This is a genomic window from Campylobacter hyointestinalis subsp. lawsonii, from assembly GCF_013372165.1.
Classification (GTDB): Bacteria; Campylobacterota; Campylobacteria; order Campylobacterales; family Campylobacteraceae; genus Campylobacter; species Campylobacter lawsonii.
In genome coordinates this window covers 1,646,956-1,663,792 of record NZ_CP053828.1, presented here as the reverse complement: position 1 = coordinate 1,663,792, position 16,837 = coordinate 1,646,956, and the positions used below count along the sequence as shown (strand labels likewise).

Sequence of the window (16,837 nt, the reverse complement as noted above, 5' to 3'; positions counted from 1 at the left end):
GGATAAAATATAATCCTTTTAGGTTTTTAAAATATTTTTAGATATTAAATTTAGTGATTTTTAACTTTAATACCTTAGCAGTGTTAAATAAGATATTACTCTTATTTAGATAATGTTTTATTTAACACTGCCCGTGGCTATACAGATGAGGAAACGCCTTGCTCCATCTCGAACCAAGAAGCTAAGCTCATCATGGCTGATGATACTCTCTCTTACTGAGATGTGGAAAAGTAGGTCGCTGCGGGCTTTGTGTTTATATTTTAACTCTTATTTCATTTAAATCAATTCCCACATAGCTAATTAATATTAATTAAACTCTTTGTTATTTTAAAGTTTTATCAATTGAGTGTTGATCCATAATTTATAAATAGATTGCTAAATTTATATTGCTTTTTAAAATATTTTTACTTGTTTTATCTTTTATAAGATTATTGTAAAAAATATATTTTTATCTCTTTAATATAGCTAAAAGTGGTTTAAGGTTGTTAATCTGGATCTTCACTAAATTTGGTTGTTTTAAATATATGATAAAATTTAAATCCATATATAATAAATGCGGTTGCTAGGAGTATAGCTGGAATGTATAGTAAAAAAACTATAGAAAATTGACCAAATACCGCCCTACAAATACTTCCTACGAATATACAGATAAAACCAAATTTGATATCCAAATCAAATTTAAGCCCATTAAAACCACTGTGTCTAAGCCCTGCGATATTTATCACCATATAAATAGCTCCAAAAATCCCGCTTATAGTTATAATATGTAAAGCATCTGCGCTACTGGTTAATTCAAATAAATATGAAATTCCAAGCCAGATAAAACAGGTACCCAAAGTAAGTTGTAAGAAATAATATACCAAAATAAAATACCGCTTCAAAAGTATTTGGTAATGCAGTTCGGCTAATTTTGCCAGTGTCGCACTCCCTATACCAAGCAAGATAAAACCTAAAGTTTTCTTGTCAAAGTCGGCTAAAACGCAGATTATATAAACGTAAATCATTATGATAGCTAGATTTTTATATATTAAATTTGGTATGAATACTGAAATTTCGTCTCCACCTTGCACTAAGGCTTCTTTGCCAAGTACAATGCTAATGCGAAATGATATAATAAAAATTCCGATAAAATGTAGAAATATCTCTAAATGCAAGTATTTTTCATCTGTGCTAAACGCATACAAAAACGAAAAAACGGCAAATAAAAAAAGTAGCAAATGTATAGATAGTTGATCTGAGTTTTTACCTTGTATCGCCATAAAAGTCGATAAGATAAAAATATAAGTCCAAGCAAAAGCAACAAATAAATTTGCCCAAAATGGATTAAAGAAAGCGGATAAAAAAGCTAAATTTAGAATGCAAAATAAAATTATGGTGTGCGGTTTTAAGTTTTTATTAAATTTAGTCCAATCAGGAAACGCAGTAAGCAAAAATCCGCAGTATGCCACGCAAGGAATCACGCCTATAAATAGCGTTTTGTGGATAGTTATAAAATCTAAATTTGTAAAAAATATAAAAGAGCTAAGTACGCAAAAAATAGATAATAATAGAAAAAATATTCTCATAGGATGAGTAAAAAAATCATTAATCATAATATATAACTCCTTTAAAATCATCATTCAAGCACTTTGTTATAAAAGCGTCGTCACGGTCTTTTAAGGCTAAATTTAGTGAAATCTCTTTTTGTATTTTCATCAGTTTTGGGGCTAAAAATAAAACTGTATTTGAAAGCATAATGGCTTCGTTTCTCTCATGCGTTACTAGTACACAAGCTATTTCTTTGGCTTCAAGTTTGTGAGCTAGTAAGTTTGCTAGTATTTTTCTTAGATCCATATCTAGTCCGACAAAAGGTTCATCTAGCAACAAAAGATCGGCAGAACTCAAAAAAACTCTCATGAAAGCTACTCTTTTTGCCATTCCACCGCTTAGTTCATAAGGGTATTTTTGAGCGTCTTTATGACTTAGCCCTATTAGCGCAAAATGTTCTAAAACTGTTTTTTCATCAGGTTTTTCCATGCAAATTAGGACGTTTTTGAGTGCGGTTAGATTGTTTAGAAGTCTATTTTCTTGAAATAAATAGGCTGTTTTTCTAAATTTATTTACGATAGAGCCGTTTTTTGGCGTTTCAAGCGAACTAATAAGCCTTAAAATAGTAGTTTTTCCACATCCAGAAGCTCCAAAAAGAGTTATAACTTCACCGTAATTTAAATTTAAACTAAAATCCATGACTATCTTTTGTCTTAAAATTTCAAACTCTAAATTCTTGATACTTAGCATTATCTTCTCCACGGCATTAAAAGTATTTCAAGAGGCTTTATGAGTAGATACTCTATAAGAGCTATAAAAGCGATTATGATGCATACATAAGCCAAAACGGCGTCCATTTCAAGTAAAGACCGGGCGTCTGCGATTCTAGCGCCTATCCCGTTTGTTGCACTAAGAAGTTCTGTCATGACGACGATTTTTGCTCCCATACCGATCGCTATGCTAAGCGATGAGATAATATAACTAATCAGTTGCGGAATGTAAAAATACCAAATTTTTTTATAAATTCCTAGTTTATACAGACTAAAAACTTCTTCTAAATCGCTATCGACGCTCGCCATTCCCATCATAGATGAAGAAAAAGTAAGCGGAAGCACGGTAATGATTATGGTAAAAATAGTACTAAAATCACCAAATCCAAACCAGATAAATGCTAAAACTACCCAGATGATAGGTGGCATAGTAAGTAAAAATGTGATGAATGGCTTTAGTAAAACCCTCATCGTTTTAGACGATCCTGCGATCAGCCCTAGAAAAATTCCTGCCAAACTAGACACTCCTATGCCGATTATCATCCGTTCTATCGTGATTAATATATCGTGTTTTGCGTAATCTTTCAAAATCTCATAAACTTTTTGTAGAACTACAAGAGGCGAGGGCAAGATAAACTCGCCTAGCATTTTTGAACCAAATTCCCACGCTCCAAGCATAAGAAATATCACGCTCAAAGTAGCAAATATGCTCCAAAGATAATCTATCATCTTAAAAATAGAGTTTCTTTTAACGATACCGTCCGTTTTTATCATAAGAAAAAGCTTTTATCAGGTAGTTTTCCGCCTAAAAGTTTTGGATTTAGCTCCAAAATTACTTCATAAAATTTCATCAGATCGTCTTTTGCTTCTTTTGCTTTTATCACGGTTAAATTTGAATACTCTATCGCCGCACTTAAAATAGGAGCTTTTGCGCTTAGATAGTTTTCGCCTATCTCTCCTGCGCTTTGTCTATTTTGCATCGTCCATTCTAAAGCGTTTCGTAAATCAGTATGAAGAGTTTCAAAAACAGATATATTTTGTTCATAAAAATCCAAATTTACTATCATTCCAGCTTGCGGAATTATATCTTTAACTCCAAAGCTTTTACCCCAAATTTTATGCATATCAAGACCCCTTTGTACTGCCACGCCAAGTTGCTTTGCGCGCATTATGCAAGCCGTTGCCGCAGGTTCTGGTAGAAGTGCAGCGTCAAAATCTTTTGTTAAAAATCCTAGCATCGCTTCAGGAGGCGTTGGAGTATAAGATATAGAAATCTTATCTAAATTTACTCCTTGTTTTTTGCAAAGTGCTTGAAAAACGAGATCTGGCATATCGTTTTTAAATGGCATTATAAGTTTTTTACCTTCTAACTCTCCGAGTTCTTTTACGTTTTTATCTTTTGTAAGTAAGTTTTGAAGCCCGTTTGTTAGAATGTTTAGCTGAGCTATGTTTTGACCTTGATTTTTTAAATTTACTCCCACGTTTGTTGGACTCATCATAACTTTGTAAGCTCCACTTGCGACTCCAGCTCTTAAAATATCTGGATTATTCCAAATTTGCAAATTTAAATCCATTTGATCTTTAAGTTTCCCATTTATCAGCGCAACAGCGATCATTACACTAGGCATCGCCGGAGCTCCATAAATCGTAAGATTCTCTTTTGCAAATAAACTTGGCGCATACGCACTAACTCCCAAAGCCGCACTAAAACCTAAAAAATCTCTTCTTCTCATTGTTTTATCCTTTATTAAAATTTACCGTGAAAACTGATGTAAAATGTTCTTCCTGGAGCATTTACCAAAGTTGGCGCCATAGCTTCGACGTGATTTGTGCTGATAAATTCTGCGTAATTTTTATCGAAGATATTATTTACTTCAAATTTGATTCCATATTTATCTTTAAAATTGATCCCTGCGTACAGATCAAATGTAGCAAACTCTTTTGCAGCTTCTTCTAAGTCTATACCAAATCCCTTGTTTTTATCAAAATCGCCTCTGTTTTGTTTAGCAACATATCTTAATCCCGAGCCAAAATTATACGATCCAAAACTTGCGTAATTTTTATAATCAAAGTTTAAATTCGCTTCAAATGGACGAATTTGATATAAAGCTCTATCGTCGGTGTCATTGTTTCCATAGGCGTAAGTTAAATTTAATTTTGTACCAAAATTTTGCATAAAATTTAAATATACAAAAGCGTTTGCGCTGTAGATTTTTGCATCGACATTTCTTGTTATGATACCGTTATCTGTCTGTAAAATTCCGCTTTGACCTCTTGCTCTATCGTATATTATTAGATTTTTTACGTCATCTGCCATAATGTATCCACCCAAATTTACGCCGTTTGAGTTTAGTGAGTTGAGATAGCTTTTGTAATGGGGGTTTTTAAGATCAAGTCCTAGTTTTATAAAATTATGAGCCTCTGGCTTTATGAAAGGATTTGAAACCGAAGCCATAGAAGCAGTTCCGTTTAGCGAGGCAAATCTTTCGTTATTTGTAGCGATTCTCTCAATGTGCGCTATCTCACCGTAATACTGCTGGAGCTTATTTGGCGTAAAATCATATCTGAGTTTTGAGCTAAACGCCTCAATATCTACTTTTCCATCAAAATTGATTCCGTAGTATTTTTGATATAGCATTTTTGGATTAGGAAAATAACCACGAGCAGCGGGATTTGGCAAGTTTTCGTTAAATTTATCTATTTTCGCGTCGTTATAAGTATAATCCACGCCTAAACTAAATTTATGAAATTCATTAAATTTATACGAAAGCGTATCAAAAATTTTATATACGTTTTGCTTAACGTCTCCAAAACGATAAGCGTTTAAAATATCGCCTTTTGCGGTTTTTGCGTAACGTTTTGCGGTGTGTTCGTCTATCGCGTATGAAATCCCGATTGTATTGTGAAATGCTCCAAAATCGTTGTCGTATTTGAGTGCAAATTCATAAATATCTCTATCAACATTCATAAAAACCATACTATTTGCTACTGGACGCAAGTCGAAGTTGTTTGCTTTTCTTTCTAAATTTATATACGTAAAATCAAAATTTGCAGTATTGCTAAGATCATCCTGCCCAAAACGTGAATTAAATTTAGTAACAAAACGTTCGGTTTTTACTGCGTCCATCTGGTGTTGTGGTTGCTTGTCATCTGTGATATCGTCGTGGATAAAAACTAGTTTATATTCCATTATATCGTTTGGAACGTATCCTAAAATCGCAGATTGATTTAGTCTTTCATAGCCAAAATTCACCTCATTTCCGCTGCCGTCTTTATAGCCGTTTGCTTTTGTATGATTTGCATTGAAAATGGTGTAATAATTCGCTTCTCTAAATTTAAAAAGTGCCGAATTGTAAAAATTTTTACCGTAAATCAGCGATGATAAATGCCACGGATCAATGCTATTATCTATTTTATCCGTAATAAAATAGTAATCCCTTGAAGCGTTATCGAATTGATTTTCAACGCCGTAGTTTTGCGAATTTTCCGGAGTAATGAGCTTTGGAGGTTTAAAATCTTTTAAAGGCTCAAATTGAGACGGATTTGCGATATTTGCTCCAAAGAGCGAACATACGCTAAGAAAGTATAGTGAATATTTCATTTTTATCCTTTTTTAGAATTTACAGGACATAATATTTCCTCTCATTTTTTAAAAGATTTTAAGCAATTATATCAGAAATTATGATAGTGATTGTTGATTTGCATCAAGATAAACGATAATTATTCGCAAAATATAGTATTAAAAAAAATATATTTTAAAATTTAAATTTAAAATATTTTCAAACTCTTTTTATATGCATTTTATGTTTTTTGGATAGAATTACGCCAAATAAATTTAGGGTTTAAAATGAGCAAATTGATAATCGTAGAATCCCCGGCAAAAGCAAAAACTATAAAGAATTTTTTAGGCAATGAGTATAAAGTCATAGCTAGTAAAGGTCACATAAGAGACCTTCCAAAGTCGAGTTGCAGTGTTAAATAAGATATTACTCTTATTTAGATAATGTTTTATTTAACACTGCCCGTGGCTATACAGATGAGGAAACGCCTTGCTCCATCTCGAACCAAGAAGCTAAGCTCATCATGGCTGATGATACTCTCTCTTACTGAGATGTGGAAAAGTAGGTCGTTGCGGGCTTTGTTAAAATATTTTTTAATATTCTTTTTTTTATCTTAATCTTGTTTTACAGAATAATTTATAAATCAATCTTTTCTAAAACATTAAATAATTTATAATTATTGTAATTTTAAAAAGATTTTTTCATATTTATATTTATTTATATTCCCAAATTTAATGTTTATATGCTTTTGAATTTATCTTTATTATCTTTATTATCTTTATTATCTTTATTATCTTTATTATCTTTATTATCTTTATTATCTTTATTATCTTTATTATCTTTATTATCTTTATTATCTTTATTATCTTTATTATCTTTATTATCTTTATTATCTGCCCCGGGCTTTTGAATTTTAACTTTATACTCTTTTGGTTATAAATAATTAATGTTATGATATGATATGGTGATTAATATACCATTACGAAACTTTATGATGGCTCTATTATTTGGTTATAGCTTTAGTAAAACAAATACTGCAGATAATTGAATAAACATAGCTTTACTATAGATATCTGCTATAAAATAAACTAATTTGTAAAACACTTTTTAAAATCAAACAACTTTTAAAAATCGTAGAAACTTAAACAAAAATAATTTGATTTTAAACGCAAAATTTTCTAAATTTACTTGTCTCTTATAGTTAATGGTTTTTAAATTTACCACATTTTTAATCATTGTTTTTAGATGCTTTAATCATTAAATGTAAATAAAATATCTAACTAATTTTTCTAGCAACCTTATAAATTTTTCTGTTAATTCTCATCAACAAATTCTCACCCGCAAATTCTCGCTCACAAATATAAAATTAAGCTAGTTTTGCTAGATTAAATTATGCTAGTATGAGCTCATTTTCTTGCATATAGTACTATTTGATAAGCACTCCACTAGAGCTAAACTTTAGCTTACCAACACTCAAATTCCGCATCTATGCTATATCCACTGCTATTTAGATTGTGATGAACGCTTTTTCATTCTGCCATCTATATCACTAGCTTTAGTGTTTTTAAAGCTCACTAAGTTACCACAAGATGATATTTGCCACAGCTAAACTGCATTTACCACTGATACCGCTTTAGGTGCGCCACTGACGCCCGAAGAGTTAGAGTTGGCGTCGTTTGTATCTATTTTTTTTGGACTATTATTAAAGTGTTATTTTTCACACATCCTAAAAAGTCAAATTCAAGTGTAAGAGAATAGATGAACTCTATTTCGCTCACGGTTTGTTGGAGCTTGTATTTACATCTTAGCCAATACGCAAATATGTTGTTTGGTATATAAAATTTATGTTATTTTTGGTTTTTATATATTATAATAGGCGATTTTAAAAAATAGGGGGGGGGTACGATGAATTCTAAAGTTTCAAAAATTATTATTTTGGCATGTACTTGCTCATCTCTATCAGCGAGTGATTTTTGGGCAAGTGGAGTTAGTATAAATAGTGGTTGGAGTGCGTATTTGCAACACCCAAATCAATGCTGGGGCGCCGTAGCTGGTAACACTCTTGGTTGGTGGCAAAAGAATTTGACAGTAAATGTTGGTTTAAAAGATGACGCACCGCAAGGAAGTAAGGCTATCACAGATTGGTTTTATGAGAAATATCCATACATTCAAGGCGGATTACAGCCATATCGTGGAATGATCTACTATCTTCAAGAGTTTTCGCCAAATTTCAAAATCTACGAAAATAACAATAATCCAACATATTTAGAAAGAGAGTATGGTCCAACTAAGATTAGTGGAGCGCCATTTTGGACTGAGAGATATAACTATCAAAGTGAAGGTATCACAAAATCTTTGATAGAAAACTTCCAAACAGGCAAGGTCGTAGCTGCGCTTACTGATGATACTCACACGGTTACGCTTTGGGGGATTGAAGTCGATGAAAAAACTGGCAAGATCAAAAAAGGCTATGTGAGCGACTCTGTCAAAGATAAGGCTGGCCAACTCACTCTAAGAGAGGTTATAGGCAACTACGCCCCTGATAATAAAGGCAATGAAACTTTCCGCTTTCTTTATAGCTACTATGTATCTAGCACAAATACTTATGTTACGGATCTTTATGAGATTTATAGCATTACATATCTAAGTATAGATGAAGCTAGAAATAACGGCACATATGTGGATAGCTCTAATAGAAAAGATTGTTTATTGAGCGTTTTACCTGGTGGCGAGTGGGCTTGTAAAATTTCTGACAATCAAGAAAATTCAAACAATCAGGGTGAAAATAACAGCGAAAATTCAAGTAGCACTGAAAATCAAGAGAATTTAAATAATCAAAATACCGGCAATCAAGGCTCAAGTAGCACCGAAAATTCTGGAAATACTGAAAATTCAAGTAGCCAAAATAGCGGCAACCAAAGCAACACAGAAAATTCTACCAACACACAAAATCAAGGAAATTTAAATAACCAAGGCTCTACCGGTAACCAAAACACAAATCAAGGTAATACCAGTAGCACAACTCAAGAAAACGGCAATAATAACACCGGCAATCAAGAAAACACCAACCAAGGCAATCAAGTAAATTTAAATAACCAAAATACTAGCAACCAAAGCTCAAATAATACCCAAAATCAAGGAAATTCAAATAATCAAGGCGGTATCTCTAGCGAAAATGCCACAAATTTAATTACTCAATCTGTCCAAAATGCCGTAAATAAACATAGTGAGCTTAATCTAGTCTTAGAAAAAATAGGCGATACAACCCTATACAAAATCCAAAAAAACGGCAAAGATATAGCCTTATATAACCCAAATTTAAACACTCCGCTTGTGGAAAATAAAGGTTTGGTTAATTATAACATTACCAAAAATTATGATGGCGGCATAGATATAACCAAATCTATAAACCAAGCAGCTCTCAAAGAGGCTAACGACGCTTCAAAGCTAAGTATGGATATAAACTACGCCGATATCAACAACCTTAATAAAAGGATGGGTGAGCTAAGAGGCATTAACGCAACTGCTGGTAGCTGGGCTAGGGTTTTTGGCGGACAGGGCAGTAGTGATGGATTTGAGAATAAATTTACCCATGTTCAAGCTGGTTTTGATAAACAAAGTCAAATTTCAAGCGGATCTATCTTTAGCGGTATTACAGTAACTCACACAAGTAGTGATATAGACGGCGACAACGCAAAAGGCGATGTCAAAACAATCGGCGGTGGATTTTACATCTCTGGAGTATTTGATAATGGCTGGTATATGGATGCCATCGCAAAATACACGAGAAATAACCACAAAATGGATTATAGCTTCCCAAATATGAACTTGAGCTTTTTGGATACAGATTATAATACAAACTCACTTTATCTAGGCGGGGAATTTGGCTATAGATTTGATTTTGATAAATTTTATATCGAGCCTCAAGCTGAGTTTGTCTATCTCAACACAAGTGGAGCAACTCTAAATAATAGCAATGGATTTGAAATGGAGATTAAAAGCTCAGATTTGCTAGTTGGTAGGGCTGGATTTAATTTTGCTAGAGAGGTTTGGCTAGGCAAGATTAGAGCTTATGCGCTTGGTGGGCTTAGCTATCAATGGGAGATGGTGAAAAATGCTGAAATATTAATAGATGGCGATAGCGCTAAAAACAATGATAAAGACTCTAGAATGCTTATGAATTTAGGTCTAAATATGGTAGCTAGTGAGAATCTAAGAATCGGTTTAACCTTAGAAAAATCAGCTTTTGGTGATTATGATACTGATTTGGCCGTGAATTTAAATGCTAGGTATTCATTTTAGTTTAGATATTTAATCAATATTAATCTAAAAATAATAAGCAGAGTTAGACTTATAACTCTGCTTTGGTTGATTTAGAGCTGAAATAATGATTATTAAGTAACATTAGAATTCTTTAAATGTAACTTCCTGTGATTAGTCTTATTACTTTTATTGAAAATTTTATCCCATTTTTGAGTTAGAGAAATCGAATCTAATGGTGGTTTTTGTTAGTGAAGATATAGCAATATCAACCAAAACGCACTAAATATCGCTATAATAAAGATTAATAGGGGATTTTTAATCTTAATTTAAGTATTGATTATGATTAAATTTGATAGAATAACCGACTTGTTAATTTTGTATGGTTAAAAAAAAAAGGGGGGGGTAGTGCGAGAAGTGTTTTATATAGCTGGATTTGATCCTAGAAGTCCAAAATACTACTACTCCATCTTTAAAAACAATATCCATAAAACAAGCGCAATAGAGCAAAATGAGCTAAATATAAGCAAACTCAAAAAAGATGATTTATTCTATTTTAATGCCTATTATAAGGGCATTAAAACCAAATATAATTTTCTAATTTGGAATGATATAGTAAAAGAGCATTTTTGTAAAAGATTTTTTGAAGTTTTTGCTGCTTTGTTTGTGGCGCTATTTAATTACCCTATATCCGGCGCCGTCTATATGGTGGCTAGATACTCACGCACTCAATTGATTGCTGGATATTATCCTATAGTTTTTATATTGTTATCATATTTTTTGACGGGATTTTTTTGTTACGCTCTTAGCTATTTTATCCAAAATTATATTTTGTGGATTGCTCTTTCTGTTTTGCTATTTTATCTAGCTAGTAAGGTGATATTTTATTTAGGGATGAATGCGGGGATGTTTTGGCTGCTTAGCATTTATAGATTTTGTTATAAATATGCTAGAAGCGAGATTAAAGGTGCAGATGAGAGAAATGAGAGCTTTGCTAATGAGATTATAAAAAGCTTAAAAAATAATCAATTTAGCAATGACGAAGTGATGATAGTAGCTCATAGCGTTGGGGCGATTATAGCTATTAGTAGCGTGGCAAGAGTGATAGAAAAAAGCAAGATTGAAGGGCTAAATATATCAAATTTAAAGCTTGTTTTAATAGGCGGATGTATTCCGCTTGTATCATTTCATAAATACGCAGATAAATTTAAAAAAGAGCTTGAGATAGTAGCAAATTCTGGCATCACCTGGCTGGATTTTAGCTCTAAGATTGATGGGGCGTGCTTTTTTAAGGTAGATTATATCAAGCTTTTAAGGCAAAATGCTAAATCACCAAAGCTAATATCAGTTGGATTTTTTAAAATTTATGATAAAAAAACATACAAAAATATAAGATATAAGTGGTATCAAGTTCATTTTTTGTATCTTAAAGCGACTCAAATTCGTGGTGGGTATGATTATTTTTATTTAACCATAGACCCTAACAAACTTGAAGATAAGAAATTTTAAGGAGCTAATTATGGGAGTATGTCCATTTCACCCAAAACCGCATAGTAGCAAAGCCGGTCTCATCACTACATTTTTCTTAAAACGCAGATCATGGCTAGACGGCTTATATACAAAAAGCTATAAGATGAGATCTGGTAGGGTAAAGATGCCTGGATTTGATCTATTTGTGGTAAATGACCCTAAAGAAGTTCGCAAAATTATGATTGATAATGTCAAGGAATTTCCAAAAAGTGATCTATTACACGAGCTTTTAAAGCCACTTTTAGGCGTGAGTATATTTACCACCAATGGCGAAGTGTGGAAAAAGCAAAGAGAGCTTTTGCGACCTAGCTTTGAGATGACTAGGATTAGCAAAGTTTTTGATCTTATGAGTAGTGCGGCTGCTGATATGATGGATAGATTTAGGAAGTATGAAAATGGCTCCATCGTCGAAGTTGATGAGCATATGACCTTTGTTACTGCTGATGTGATATTTCGCACCATTATGAGTGCAAAGCTTGATGAAGAAAAGGGCAAAGAGATTTTACACGCATTTGTAACATTCCAAGAAGAGACTGCTAAAACGGCTATTAGAAAGTTTTTTTGTGTGCCTCAATGGCTTTCAAATTTGCTTGGCGAAAACAAAAGGATGAAAGCCGGAGCGGTGATTAGAAAAAATCTCTCAAATATCATCAAACCTAGATATGATAACTACGCTAATGATACGCATTGCGATATCTTATCCTCGCTTTTACACACTACTGATGCTGATAGCGGACAGAGATTTAGCTTTGAAGAGATCCTAGATCAAGTCTCAATGCTATTTTTAGCAGGTCATGAGACCACAGCTAGCTCGCTTACATGGACGCTATATTGTTTAAGCCTAGATCAAGATGCGCAACAAAAGGCCTATAATGAGATAATTAGCATTAACAAAGATAGTAAATTTGAAATTTCTGATATAAGAGATATGAAGTATCTAACAAATGTTTTTAAAGAAGCACTTAGACTATATCCGCCGGTTGGATTTTTTGCTCGTCAAAGCAAAAATGAGACAAAAATCAGAGATAAAGTCTTACAAAAAGGCGCTGGCGTGGTGGTAGCTCCGTGGCTGATACATAGGCATGATGACTACTGGGAAGCCCCACATGAGTTTAGACCCGATAGACATAATGAAAATATCCCAAAAGAGAAGTATATGCCATTTGGTTTAGGTGAGAGAGTTTGCATCGGACAGGGCTTTGCTATGCAAGAAGCGATCATAATTTTGGCTAATATTTTAAGGGAATTTAAATTAGAGTTAAAAGATGGCTTTATCCCCGATGTAGTTGGTAGGCTCACTATCCGTTCAGCAAATGGAATGATGATCAAGATGATGCGAAGGCACTAAATTTGAGATTAAAAGAGAAGATGGTTGGGACAGCACTTTTGTGTGTGCTTGTTCCGCTAGCAATAATCGGCTATATTTATATCACTATTGTTGGTACTTTTGGCGATCCGACTCGTGCTAGACAAGGGGTTAGAGCACTTGATCACTTTGTCAATGCGACTATATTTAACGGCTATGCGTGGGAGTCAGTCTCTAGCCATGCGTGGAGAATGCGCCATAAAAGATGGGCTAAAATCGTGATATTTATAACAGATAAATTCCAAAAAAACCACTGCCAAAGAGCAAATAAAAGAGAGCAGCCGATTATTGATCTGATGCTTAGCAGAAGGCTAAATGAGCAGACAATAGGCAAAAGAAAATCAGATGAAAATATATGATTATTTTAAGCTATGTTTTAATGGATTTTAAGTAAAATTCAAGCTTTAAAGCAAATTTAGAAAGAATATAAATGAAAAAGATATTATCAATTTTAGCTATCATTGCTACAGCGGCTACAGCGGCGATACAAACAGAATCTATAAATTCAATAAACTCATCAGTAGCAACCATTCAACAAGATTTTAACCGAAGTACCTATAATAGCTCAGCTCAAACCATTTTTGGCGAGAATTTATTTAATGGCAACTTTACTATGGTGAGCCAACATATCTATAATCCAGATTATATTTTAGCCATTGGCGATGTGGTAAATGTGAAGCTTTGGGGTGCGTATGAATTTGAAAAGCAGCTTACTATAGACTCTCAAGGAAATATATTTTTGCCAAAAGTTGGGGTTATCAGACTTCTAGGCGTGAAAAATTCAAATTTAGTTACAACTATATCAAAGAGCGTAAAAATGGTATTTAAAGAGAATGTCTATGTCTATGCTGATATGGGAATTTATCAAAATGTCTCTATATTTGTCACAGGAAATGTCAATAGACCAGGTCTTTATCAAGGGCTTAGCTCTGATTCTTTGATTCAGTTTATAGACAAGGCCGGCGGTATAAATCCGCAGTATGGTAGCTTTCGTAATATCACAGTAGTGCGAAACAATAAGCCATATAAAAGTGTGGATTTATATGATTTTATGGTAGATGGCAAGATAGAGATGTTTGCATTAAAAAATGGCGATGTGATATTAGTAGGTAGTGTTGGGGCGTATATGAGTGCTAGTGGCGAAGTTCTTCGCTCATATAGATTTGAGGCTAAAGATAGGACAATGAGTCTAAAAGAGCTATCAAGACTAGCCGGTATCAAACCAGCCGTAACTCAAGCTATCGTAAGAAGCCACGCAGATAATAGCCAAATTCAAATCAATAGCTATCCACTAGCTAAATTTGACTCTGTTAGCCTAAGGGCAGGAGATGAAGTAGAGTTTATGACTGATCACTCTGCTAGAGAAGTGCGTGTAAATATAGATGGAGAGCATAGTGGATCACGGGCGATAGTTATGCCAAAGGGCGCTACTCTTGGAGATCTTATGGATAAGATCGGCTTTAATCCGCAGTCAAATATAGATGCACTTCAGCTATTTAGAAAAAGCGTGGCTAAAATGCAAAAAAATTTGATAGAATCGCACCTAAGAGAGCTTGAGTCCATCGCTCTTACAACTTCATCAGATACAACCCAAGAAGCACAGATTAGAGCTACTGAGGCTAAGGCGATTTTGGATTTTATAGAGCGTGCTAGAATGGTAGAGCCAAAGGGTCAAGTAGTAATTAGTAATAAAGATGATATCTATAAAATCGTATTACAAGAAGATGATACCATATATATCCCAACAAAGGATAATATTGTAATCGTTCAAGGCGAAGTATCGATGCCAGGGGCCTTTACTCATGTGGCTAACTCTGATATCGAAGATTATATCAAGATGGCCGGCGATCTAAGCTCTAGAGCCGATAGTAGTGGAGTTATACTTGTTTCGGCTAATGGAAAAGCTGGTAAATTCAAAGCTTCAAGTGGCGAGGATGTCTATCCGGGGGATTCTATTTTAGTGCTACCAAAGGTAGAAACCAAAATGCTACAAGCTACAAGCATCTTAACTCAAATTCTATATCAACTAGCCATCGCTGCTAAAGTGGTGATAGATCTGTAAAAAAGGTATTCTAATGTATAAGGAAATATTTCAAATTAGAGGTATATTAAAAAAACAATAATATTAATGGATATTGTGTATATCTAGTTAATAGTGGTTTTGGAGATATATTAACCAACGCATCAGCACAATCATTTATTTGTGATTTATTTGATCTAAAATTTCAAGGTATCGCTAATAAAAATATTAAAACTAGTTTTACATTTAATAATTGGTATAATAGTATTATAGAAGATGCTGGTTTTTGTACTTATCATAATTTAAAAAAACTTCTTATTATAGAAGTTGATGATATTTTAAAAGATATTGTATATATTAAAAATAAAATCAATATGATGTTAGAAAATGGGGGGGGGTATGAGGCTATTTGCATCAAACCTAAAAGTTTATTTTTCACGCAATCTTTTGATGAGATATGTAATGATTTAGAGTGTAGTATCTATGACAATTCATTTATTAAAATATTTAAAAATAGAATAAATCAATATTTTGCTAATAAAAAATATGACAAATCAGACGATTCATTTAAAATATGTTTGCATCTACGCAGAGGAGATTGTTCTACAATTTTAGTAAATAAAAACAAAGATATAATAACCACATCTTGGTTTAGTAGAGGCGTTCATACTCATAGTTGGTATAATTTAAAAGACAAAAGCGGAAGCAAACATTGTCTTATAGATTTTAATATGTTAAATAATATGATTAATTTTGCTAAATCCATGCATGAGAAATATGGTAAAAAAATATCTATTACATTTATAACAGATTGTTTTGATACAAGAATGTATAATATTATAAACAGCGATAATTTTAAAATTGAATTAAAAAAATTAGGGAAATTTGTTGATATTAATGTTGTACGCAATTATTGTAATTCCCGGTATTATGTAGCAACCGCAATCAACTTCTATAAAATAATCAGATAAAATTCTAGCCATATTAATCGCATATAACAATTGCGGTAAAAAGGGAAAAATATGGCAGAATCTCGCGTAATATCGGCTTTAGTAACTAAACACGCAGATCTTCAAGGCAAGATCAAATCATATCAAGAAGCTATCAAAGAAGCGAGAGATGAAATTTCAACTATCTCAAAAAGCATAAAGATATTTGATCCGAACTACGACTTAAGAAAAATAGCGGCTAAGAAAACAAAGGAAAGATATTTTAAGCATAAAGAATTAACAAGGCTTGTTATAGAGTATATAAAAAGAAACGACAATGTCGATATAAATGAATTAACAGAGTATGTAATGAAAGCAAAAGCTCTGCCGCAAGAGCTTCATAAATCGATATACGGCGGAATTTATACTGGAGAATTTAGCCCATCAAGACATAATAGAATGCCATGTTACAAACGACGCAAAACAATATCGTATAAAATCCTAAATGTCTAATCTTTCGGCTACTTTATGATTGCCTTGCCAATAACCGCAGAATTCGTTTGAAATTCCGCTGTCTAAGCACTTTTTTAAAATATCTCTAAAGATAAAGCCGTTGTTAAATCGCCTTGTATCTTCTAGGCAAACTATCTCATTAGCATAGTTTGACAGATACAATGTGCCTAATTTATGACATTGTCTGTATTGAAGTCTGCGAAATCTTGAATTATAGCTTTCGCTTTGATTGTTATTCTCTCCGTTTATACCGCAATACTCTACGGCGTGATTAACCACTCTGTGATCGTAATGAGCGATAAAATTTGAATATCCGATATTCTCGTCGGTATGCACTTTGCTACCTCACATAATTATGCCTA

At 33.1% G+C, this 16,837-nt stretch carries 13 protein-coding genes, 2 rRNA genes and 1 pseudogene; 10 read left to right on the top strand and 6 right to left on the bottom strand.

The genetic code is table 11. The annotated features are described in order from the left end of the window. Positions 1-129 precede the first annotated feature (129 nt). Positions 130-247: ribosomal RNA gene (gene rrf, locus CHLWT_RS08570) — 5S ribosomal RNA — on the top strand. A 238-nt stretch (positions 248-485) separates the two neighbouring features. Here the strand turns inward: rrf (CHLWT_RS08570) and CHLWT_RS08565 are convergent. Genes CHLWT_RS08565 through CHLWT_RS08545 form a run of 5 tightly spaced genes read right to left on the bottom strand, consistent with a single transcriptional unit; the run spans position 486 to position 5,898 of the window. Continuing rightward, positions 486-1,592, bottom strand: coding sequence for an NnrS family protein (locus CHLWT_RS08565; RefSeq protein ID WP_170253176.1), 1,107 nt, complete (start codon positions 1,590-1,592; stop codon positions 486-488). Then, positions 1,585-2,277, bottom strand: a complete 693-nt coding sequence (locus CHLWT_RS08560; RefSeq protein ID WP_112000802.1) for an ATP-binding cassette domain-containing protein — start codon at positions 2,275-2,277, stop codon at positions 1,585-1,587. Before CHLWT_RS08560 ends, CHLWT_RS08565 begins: the two co-directional genes overlap by 8 nt. After that, complete coding sequence (locus CHLWT_RS08555) at positions 2,277-3,071, bottom strand: ABC transporter permease (protein WP_111950075.1); 795 nt, start codon at positions 3,069-3,071, stop codon at positions 2,277-2,279. Before CHLWT_RS08555 ends, CHLWT_RS08560 begins: the two co-directional genes overlap by 1 nt. Further along, the gene (locus CHLWT_RS08550; protein WP_112000803.1) at positions 3,068-4,030 is read right to left on the bottom strand and encodes an ABC transporter substrate-binding protein; all 963 of its coding nucleotides are present in this window, start codon (positions 4,028-4,030) and stop codon (positions 3,068-3,070) included. Before CHLWT_RS08550 ends, CHLWT_RS08555 begins: the two co-directional genes overlap by 4 nt. 14 nt (positions 4,031-4,044) lie before the next feature. Beyond that, entirely contained in the window at positions 4,045-5,898 is a 1,854-nt protein-coding gene (locus tag CHLWT_RS08545; RefSeq protein WP_112000804.1) for a TonB-dependent receptor domain-containing protein, read from the bottom strand. Positions 5,899-6,144: 246 nt separating this feature from the next. On the opposite strand from CHLWT_RS08545, the pseudogene CHLWT_RS08540 reads away from it, so the two are divergent. The 9 genes and pseudogenes from CHLWT_RS08540 to CHLWT_RS08500 all read left to right on the top strand — a co-directional run. Next, positions 6,145-6,276 (top strand): annotated as a pseudogene (locus CHLWT_RS08540) (toprim domain-containing protein); the annotation flags it as partial. Between the two features lie 41 nt (positions 6,277-6,317). Beyond that, positions 6,318-6,435 (top strand): 5S ribosomal RNA (rrf, locus tag CHLWT_RS08535). A gap of 1,327 nt (positions 6,436-7,762) precedes the next feature. Then, complete coding sequence (locus CHLWT_RS08530; protein ID WP_112000224.1) at positions 7,763-10,159, top strand: autotransporter outer membrane beta-barrel domain-containing protein; 2,397 nt, start codon at positions 7,763-7,765, stop codon at positions 10,157-10,159. Positions 10,160-10,525: 366 nt separating this feature from the next. Continuing rightward, a complete protein-coding gene (locus CHLWT_RS08525; protein WP_112000223.1) occupies positions 10,526-11,626 on the top strand; it encodes a hypothetical protein in 1,101 nt (366 codons plus the stop codon). A 10-nt stretch (positions 11,627-11,636) separates the two neighbouring features. Next, complete coding sequence (locus CHLWT_RS08520; protein WP_112000222.1) at positions 11,637-12,995, top strand: cytochrome P450; 1,359 nt, start codon at positions 11,637-11,639, stop codon at positions 12,993-12,995. A gap of 20 nt (positions 12,996-13,015) precedes the next feature. After that, positions 13,016-13,372, top strand: coding sequence for a hypothetical protein (locus CHLWT_RS08515; RefSeq protein ID WP_111985102.1), 357 nt, complete (start codon positions 13,016-13,018; stop codon positions 13,370-13,372). A 71-nt stretch (positions 13,373-13,443) separates the two neighbouring features. Continuing rightward, on the top strand, positions 13,444-15,075 hold the full coding sequence (locus CHLWT_RS08510; protein ID WP_112000221.1) for a polysaccharide biosynthesis/export family protein: 1,632 nt from the start codon (positions 13,444-13,446) through the stop codon (positions 15,073-15,075). A gap of 335 nt (positions 15,076-15,410) precedes the next feature. Further along, positions 15,411-16,004: a hypothetical protein gene (locus CHLWT_RS08505; RefSeq protein ID WP_143211748.1), complete on the top strand. Its 594-nt coding sequence runs from the start codon at positions 15,411-15,413 to the stop codon at positions 16,002-16,004. A gap of 51 nt (positions 16,005-16,055) precedes the next feature. After that, positions 16,056-16,475 (top strand): hypothetical protein, encoded by a 420-nt coding sequence (locus tag CHLWT_RS08500; RefSeq protein WP_112000219.1) that lies wholly within the window; start codon positions 16,056-16,058, stop codon positions 16,473-16,475. Here the strand turns inward: CHLWT_RS08500 and CHLWT_RS08495 are convergent. Then, positions 16,464-16,811: a transposase gene (locus tag CHLWT_RS08495; RefSeq protein ID WP_112000218.1), complete on the bottom strand. Its 348-nt coding sequence runs from the start codon at positions 16,809-16,811 to the stop codon at positions 16,464-16,466. The genes CHLWT_RS08500 and CHLWT_RS08495 overlap by 12 nt on opposite strands. Positions 16,812-16,837 lie beyond the last annotated feature (26 nt).